Raw genomic sequence first — 7152 nt, forward strand, 5'->3', positions numbered from 1 at the left:
TGAATCAGCATCAGCAGCCGTGCCAGCCGCCGCAGGCACTGCGGCAGCACCGCCGCCTTTGAAGTCGGTGGCATACCAGCCCGTGCCCTTGAGCTGAAAGCCCGGAGCCGTGAGTTGTTTGTTGAATTGAGGGGCTGCGCAGACCGGACCAATGGTCAGGGTGTCGTCACTCATTTTTTGCAGAACCTCCTTGGCATGGCCGCAGGCGTCGCATTTGTAAGCGTAAATGGGCATGAAGAGGGCTCTTTTAAGTTGGAAACACAAAACCCTCAATTATAGGCGGGGGGCTGTGCTTCAAGCCCCCCGTCTGGCCGCCTGTCTCAGGCAGAACTGGCCAAATCATGGTGGCTGTCATGGCGATTGCGTATGAACTGAGGACACTGTGACCCGATCAGCATGCCCGCCAAGCTGGCCAACACACCGGCGAGTTGAGCCGGGAATTCTTCGCCCGCTGACGTGAACATGAACAGCAACCACACCACCAATCCCAGCACAATGGCCAACAAGGCCCCTTGGGTGGTGGCTTTTTTCCAGAAAAGCCCAAAAGCCAAGGGAACAAATGCACCGACCAAGGTGACCTGGTAAGCCCCAGAAACCATCTCGTAAATGGACGTGCCCTGCATGGCAATCGCATAAGCCAGCACGAAGGCACTGAAAACCAACACCGTCACGCGCATGGCCTTGAGCTCTTGTTGGTCACTTTGGAACGGGAAAAACTGTCGCCAGATGTTTTCGGTGAAGGTGACGCTGGGCGCCAGCAAAGTGGCCGACGCACAAGACTTGATGGCCGATAGCAAGGCCCCAAAGAACAAGACCTGCATGATGAAGGGCATCTGGGTCATGACCAAAGTAGGCAAAATTTTCTGAGGGTCCTCCTCAATCAACTTCGCTGCCTGCTCAGGCATGATGATCAAAGCGCTGACCACCAGAAACATCGGCACAAAGGCGAACAAAATGTAAAGCACACCGCCAATCACCGGACCACGGGTGGCGGCGTACTCGCTGTTGGCGGACATGACGCGCTGAAACACGTCCTGCTGTGGGATAGAGCCCAGCATGATGGTGATGGCCGAAGCAAAAAAGAAAATGATGTCCTTGAAGTTCGGCTCAGGCCAAAACTTGAACATGTCTTGGCTCACGGCCAGCGCCAACACCTTGTCCGCGCCGCCGGCCTGCTGGCCTGCAAACACGGCCAAAGTGAACAGCCCCACCACCAAGATGATCATCTGGATGAAATCGGTGATGGCCACAGACCACATCCCCCCAAACAAGGTGTAGGCCAATATGGACACGACGCCAATCACCATGCCCACAGGCAAACTGACCACACCATCCGACAAGAGGTTGAACACCAAGCCCAAGGCCGTGACCTGCGCCGAGACCCAGCCCAGATAACTGACCATGATGATGACGGAACAAATCACCTCGACACTGCGGCCATAGCGTTCTCGAAAGTAGTCACTGATGGTCAGCAATGTCATCCGGTAAAGCCTTGCGGCAAAGAACAAGCCCACCAAAATCAGGCAGCTGCCCGCACCAAAGGGGTCTTCGACCACGCCGTTCAGGCCGCTGTTGACGAATTTGGCCGGAATGCCGAGCACGGTTTCTGAACCGAACCAGGTGGCAAATGTGGTGGTCACGATCATGACCAGGGGCAAATGCCTGCCAGCAATGGCAAAGTCTGCGGTGTTTTTAACGCGTTTGGCGGCCACCAGGCCAATCGCGATGGTCACCAGCAGGTAGGCGATCACGAGAGTTAGTAACACGGCAATGTCTCCAGTTTGTTTAAGAAGGGGGTCAATACAGCTGCATGTGCGACCAGAGCTGCAAAGCGAGCAAACTCAGTACAAAACCCATGCCCAAGTAAAGCAGGATTTGCAACAAGCTGTTGGTGCGCCTTTGCTCGCTCAGCAATTGCTCCAGTTGCCTTGCATCGCTTGAACGGTTTTGTTCAAGGTAGTTATGCAGCAAGCGCGGCAGCTGCGGCAGCAGCTTGGCGTAATGCGGTGCTTGGCCCTTGAGCTCTTCCCAGAGCTTTTTGGGGCCAATTTGTTCGAGCATCCACTTTTCGAGAAAGGGCTTGGCCGTGCTCCACAAATCCAGCTCAGGGTCCAAGTCGCGGCCCAAGCCTTCAATGTTGAGCAAGGTTTTTTGCAAAAGCACCAGCTGCGGTTGGATTTCCACCTGAAACCGGCGCGAAGTCTGAAACAGGCGCATCAGCACCATGCCGAGCGAAATTTCCTTCAAAGGCCGATCGAAATAGGGTTCGCAAACGGCACGGATGGCCGACTCCAATTCGTCCACCCGCGTCTCGGCCGGCACCCAGCCCGATTCGATGTGCAGCTCAGCCACACGCTTGTAATCACGTCGGAAAAAAGCAGTGAAGTTTTGCGCCAAGTACTCTTTGTCGTACTCGGTCAGCGTGCCCACGATGCCAAAGTCCAGCGAGATGTAGCGACCAAAGGTCTCAGGTGCCAGGCTGACTTGGATGTTGCCGGGATGCATGTCGGCATGGAAAAATCCGTCGCGGAATACCTGCGTGAAAAACAAGGTCACGCCATCGCGTGCCAGTTTGGGAATGTCCACACCCGCCTCGCGCAAACGGTCAACCTGACTGATGGGGACGCCATGCATGCGTTCCATGACGATGACCTCGGGATGGCAAAAGTCCCAGATCATCTCGGGAATCAGCACCAGGTCAAGGCCTTGCATATTGCGACGCAACTGCGCAGCATTGGCCGCTTCCCTCACCAAATCCAGCTCGTCGTGCAGGTACTTGTCAAACTCGGCCACCACCTCTCGGGGTTTGAGCCGTTTGCCGTCGGCGCTCAGGTTTTCCAACCAGCCCGCCATCATGCGCATCAGGCTCAGGTCTTTGTCAATCACCGGCAGCATGCTTGGGCGCAGAACCTTAACAGCCACCTCGCGCAGCTCGCCTAATTTGCCACGCAAAGTGGCAAAGTGCACCTGAGCGATCGACGCACTGGCCACCGGCTCACGTTCAAACGTTTCAAAAATAACATCCACGGGACGATTGAAAGCCCGCTCTATAGAAGCCACCGCAATGGCTGAACTGAATGGGGGCACACGGTCTTGCAGCTTGGCCAGCTCTTCGGCGATGTCAGGGGCCAGCAGGTCGCGGCGGGTGGACAACACCTGTCCGAACTTCACAAATATCGGTCCCAGTCGCTCCAGAGCTTCTCGCAGTCGCACGCCGCGTGGCGAGCGCAGGTCGCGCCCCACCGACAACACGCGGGCTAAGATACGCAACCCAGGTTTTTGGAAGCTCGTCAGCACCAATTCATCAAGCCCATAGCGCAGGACGATGAAAACGATGAAAGCACCACGTCCGTAACGGCCCCAGCCCATCATGCGGGCCCACCGGTGTGAAGTTCAGTACCCGGACGCTTGGCGACAAAACTGCGCAAAGCCGCCATGGCCTGATGGGCAGCTTGCGCCAAAGTGTGGGCGGGCGCGTCCCCGATCAAGCGGGCCAAGTCTTCCTCAGCATCCCAGCGCACATGGTCGATCAGCCAATTGACTTCAGCAGCCAGTTGCACATCCCCCTCGATGCGCACCTTGGGTTTGTCACCCCGCGCCAAGGTGGAGAACAAGGAAAAAGCCGAAGTTTCATTCACAATCAGGCGCAAATCAAAGCCTTCGAATCGGCCACGTTCCAGCAAGCCAGCGGGTGTCGGTGTCAATTGCAAATGAACACGCTCCCAAATCAATTCGATGCGTTGGCCTTTTTGCCGAGCCAAACGGGCCATGGCTTCGGGCTCACTCGTCAAGACATGGTTGAGGAACAAGACCAAACGGTTCACGGATTCATCAACCACCCATTCGGGGGGGTGGAATGAAGTACTGAAATGCTTGGCCATTTGAGCGGCCAGGTCGGGGAGCGCCTGAGCGGCCCATGAAAAAGGGGACTGTGTTGCCATAGTCCCCAATTATTCCCGAAAGCGCAGGCCCCAAAGAGCCAAGGCTTTATTGCAGCGCTTGCACGCCCGCCACCAACCAGCCACCACCTTGCTTAGATTTGGTCATGTTCCAAACCTCGCGGAAGGGACTCGGGCCGGAAGCGGCGTCTTCACGGATCATGCCGTTGAACTCGACACTGGCCATATATGCATCGGCTTGCTCCTCAATTCCCAACAACTGAGCATCGAGCATGACCACTTCGGTCTTGTTGGGTTGACCTGGAAACTGGGCTTCACGCTCAGACAGTTGGTTGCGGATTTCCACCACCATGGCGTCCGTCATCATGGAACGCAGAGCACTGATGTCCGAACGGTCCCAGGCGTCTTGCAAAGTGACAAAGTTGCGCTTGGCCGCGGTGATGAAGCTGTCGACATCAAAACCCGCAGGGATACCCCAGCTTTTGGAACCATCGAGGCCCTGGTTGGTCTCCGAACCCAGGCCAGAACCAATACCCGAACCAATCAAGGAGCCGGTCGAGGCCGAGGCGGCAGAGCTGTCAAAACGGGTGTTGTGTCCCTCCCACGGACGCGCCGAAGCGTCGTTACCCACATTGCTGGGGCTGTATTGTTTGTAGGTGGCAGGGTTGTCTGCCGAAGCGCCTGCACCTTGGTAGGCCAGACCGCCCGATTGGGAAGCGCCACCACGGCGGGCCCGCATCACCATGCCAATCACCGCGATCACAGCCACGCCGATCAACAAAGCCATCAAGATGTTGCCAAAGGCTTCACCCATGCCCAGTGAGCTGGCCAACCAAGCCAAACCCAAACCTGCAGCCAAGCCACCCAACATGGCACCCCAAGGGCGCTTGGGGGCTGCAGCAGCAGGTGCTGCAGCCGGCTTGGCGGCATTGGCTGGGGCTGCATTTTGTGCAGGTGCGGCCGGTGTTTGTGGCGCGGCATCACGCTTGGTGACCTGGTTCGATTGCTGACCAATGGATTTGCCACTGCCCATGCGGCGTGCAGCCTCAGCGTTCAGACTGCCCAGGGCCATCACGCCAGCGAGCATCAGGGTCATCAACTTGTTGTTCATGGTGTCTCCAACTCAGAAAGTTCGGTTTTCAGGCGTCAGCACTTGATGCCTATATGCAAGGCTACCACCCCAGCCGACAAATTGTGAAAATCCACATGCCTAAATCCGGTATTTTTCATAAGGGTTTTCAACTCCTCTTGACCGGGATGCATGCGAATCGATTCGGCGAGGTAACGGTAACTGTCGGCATCCCCCGCCACCAACTTGCCCAGCTGGGGCAAGATTTTGAAGCTGTACCAGTCATAGGCTTTTTCCAGCGGCTTGGCCACTTTGGAAAACTCCAGCACCAACAATTTGCCTCCGGGCTTGAGCACCCGGCACATTTCCTTCAGCGCCACGTCTTTGTGTGTCATGTTGCGCAGGCCAAATGCCACACTGACCACATGGAAGTGTTGGTCAGAAAAGGGCAACTTTTCTGCATCGCAAACCAAGGTGGGCAAGGCCAGACCTTGATCAACCAGGCGGTCGCGCCCTGTTGAAAGCATGGCTTCGTTGATGTCGGTGTGCACCACGCGACCCGTGGCACCCACTTTTTTGGCAAACGCCATGGACAAGTCGCCCGTACCACCTGCGATGTCCAGCACCTGGTCGCCCTCTTTGAGGTTGGCCACCTGCACGGTGTAGGCCTTCCACATGCGGTGCAAACCCATGGACATCAGGTCGTTCATCACGTCGTATTTGGACGCGACCGAGTCGAACACGCCCCGCACATGCTGGGCTTTCTCGTTTTCGTCAACGGTTTTGAATCCGAAGTGTGTGGTGCTCATGGCCAACCTTTTCGCCAAATGTTCAATGGTTGTGACCGCAGCTGCTGCCCGCTTTGTCCATCATGGGCGCATCGCGGCTCAAGCCGGCAGCTTGGAGGCGGTCTTCGTATTGCGTCCACAAGGCGTCTTGCTGGTCACCCAGAAAGTACAGGTATTCCCAAGTGAACAGGCCGGACTCGTGCCCATCGGTGAAGGTCGGCTTGACGGCGTAGTTGCCCACGGGTTCGATTTCGGCAATGCCAACCTCGCGTTTGCCGGTTTGCAGCACTTCCTGGCCGGGGCCATGGCCTTGAACTTCGGCCGAAGGCGAATACACGCGCATCAACTCAAACGGGATGCGAAATTGCGCCCCGTCAGAAAACCCGATTTCCAGGACTTTGCTCTGACCATGCACGGTCAAGGACTCGGGCGTGGGCGTTTCTTTTTTCAATCCGGCCATGGTCTGCTTTCGGGGTTAAACCAGCACGCGCTCGATGCCGCCTGCATTGGCCGCACTCACGTACTCGGGCATCCATTCTTCACCCAGGATGTGTTTGGCCATCTCGACCACGATGTAATCGGCTTCGAGCAGGCCGTTTTTCATGTCGTCGCCAAAGCGCGACAAGCCTTGAAGGCAGCTGGGGCAGCTGGTCAGAATTTTCACATTGGCTTGTGGCGCCAAAGCGCCACTGCTGCGCAGGGTGGCTTCGCCCTTGAGGAGCTCTTCCTCCTTGCGAAAGCGCACTTGGGTCGAGATGTCCGGGCGTGTCACGCCCAGCGTGCCCGACTCGCCACAGCAGCGTTTGCTTTCCAACACGTTGTCGCCCATCAAGGCTTTCACGGTCTTCATGGGTTCTTGCTGCTTCATGGGGCTGTGGCAAGGGTCGTGGTAGAGGTAGGCGCCGCCCGCATCGAGCTTCATGCCTTTTTCGAGCAAGAACTCGTGGATGTCGATGATCCGGCAACCTGGGAATATCTTGTCGAACTCATAGCCCTGCAACTGGTCGTAGCAGGTGCCGCAGCTGACCACCACGGTTTTGATGTCGAGGTAGTTGAGTGTGTTGGCCACGCGGTGGAAGAGCACACGGTTGTCGGTGATGATCTTCTCGGCCTTGTCGAACTGGCCCGAGCCCTTTTGCGGGTAACCGCAGCACAGGTAACCCGGTGGCAACACGGTTTGCACACCCACATGCCAGAGCATGGCCTGCGTGGCCAGACCCACTTGGCTGAACAAGCGTTCGGAGCCACATCCAGGAAAGTAGAACACCGCTTCCGTTTCTGACGTGGTGGCTTTCGGGTTGCGGATGATGGGCACGTAATCGTTGTCTTCGATGTCCAACAAGGCCCGCGCGGTTTTCTTGGGCAGATTGCCCGGCATCTTTTTGTTGATGAAGTG

The 7152-nt window shown here is 56.9% G+C and carries 8 protein-coding genes; all 8 read right to left on the reverse strand.

Features of this window, described 5'->3' with window-relative positions; translation table 11 throughout:
• On the reverse strand, positions 1-234 hold a 234-nt coding region (locus tag Q0O19_RS13420), incomplete at its 3' end, for an FmdB family zinc ribbon protein (protein ID WP_295523780.1).
• 86 nt (positions 235-320) lie between these two features.
• Positions 321-1766: a sodium:solute symporter family protein gene (locus tag Q0O19_RS13425; protein WP_295523782.1), complete on the reverse strand. Its 1446-nt coding sequence runs from the start codon at positions 1764-1766 to the stop codon at positions 321-323.
• Between the two features lie 31 nt (positions 1767-1797).
• A complete protein-coding gene (gene ubiB, locus Q0O19_RS13430; RefSeq protein WP_295523784.1) occupies positions 1798-3372 on the reverse strand; it encodes a ubiquinone biosynthesis regulatory protein kinase UbiB in 1575 nt (524 codons plus the stop codon).
• The gene (locus Q0O19_RS13435; RefSeq protein WP_295523786.1) at positions 3369-3941 is read right to left on the reverse strand and encodes a hypothetical protein; all 573 of its coding nucleotides are present in this window, start codon (positions 3939-3941) and stop codon (positions 3369-3371) included. The genes ubiB and Q0O19_RS13435 overlap by 4 nt, the downstream gene beginning before the upstream one ends.
• A 46-nt stretch (positions 3942-3987) precedes the next feature.
• Positions 3988-5010 carry a Tim44 domain-containing protein gene (locus tag Q0O19_RS13440; protein ID WP_295523788.1) on the reverse strand — a complete coding sequence of 341 codons (1023 nt, stop codon included), beginning with the start codon at positions 5008-5010 and terminating at the stop codon, positions 3988-3990.
• Between the two features lie 35 nt (positions 5011-5045).
• Positions 5046-5777, reverse strand: a complete 732-nt coding sequence (gene ubiE, locus Q0O19_RS13445) for a bifunctional demethylmenaquinone methyltransferase/2-methoxy-6-polyprenyl-1,4-benzoquinol methylase UbiE (RefSeq protein WP_295523790.1) — start codon at positions 5775-5777, stop codon at positions 5046-5048.
• Positions 5778-5799: 22 nt separating this feature from the next.
• A complete protein-coding gene (locus Q0O19_RS13450) occupies positions 5800-6216 on the reverse strand; it encodes a DUF971 domain-containing protein (RefSeq protein ID WP_295523791.1) in 417 nt (138 codons plus the stop codon).
• Between the two features lie 15 nt (positions 6217-6231).
• A partial coding sequence (locus tag Q0O19_RS13455) for a (Fe-S)-binding protein (RefSeq protein WP_295523793.1) occupies positions 6232-7152 on the reverse strand: 921 nt, incomplete at its 5' end.

The sequence above is a fragment of the Limnohabitans sp. Rim8 genome, from assembly GCF_945869175.1.
Taxonomy (GTDB): Bacteria; Pseudomonadota; Gammaproteobacteria; order Burkholderiales; family Burkholderiaceae_C; genus Limnohabitans_A.

Excerpts from the sequence above, each read along its gene's own strand:
- Q0O19_RS13440 (WP_295523788.1), bottom strand. The coding sequence starts at position 5,010 with ATGAACAACAAGTTGATGACCCTGATGCTCGCTGGCGTGATGGCCCTG.
- ubiB (WP_295523784.1), bottom strand. The coding sequence starts at position 3,372 with ATGATGGGCTGGGGCCGTTACGGACGTGGTGCTTTCATCGTTTTCATC.
- Q0O19_RS13450 (WP_295523791.1), bottom strand. The coding sequence starts at position 6,216 with ATGGCCGGATTGAAAAAAGAAACGCCCACGCCCGAGTCCTTGACCGTG.
- Q0O19_RS13435 (WP_295523786.1), bottom strand. The coding sequence starts at position 3,941 with ATGGCAACACAGTCCCCTTTTTCATGGGCCGCTCAGGCGCTCCCCGAC.
- ubiE (WP_295523790.1), bottom strand. The coding sequence starts at position 5,777 with ATGAGCACCACACACTTCGGATTCAAAACCGTTGACGAAAACGAGAAA.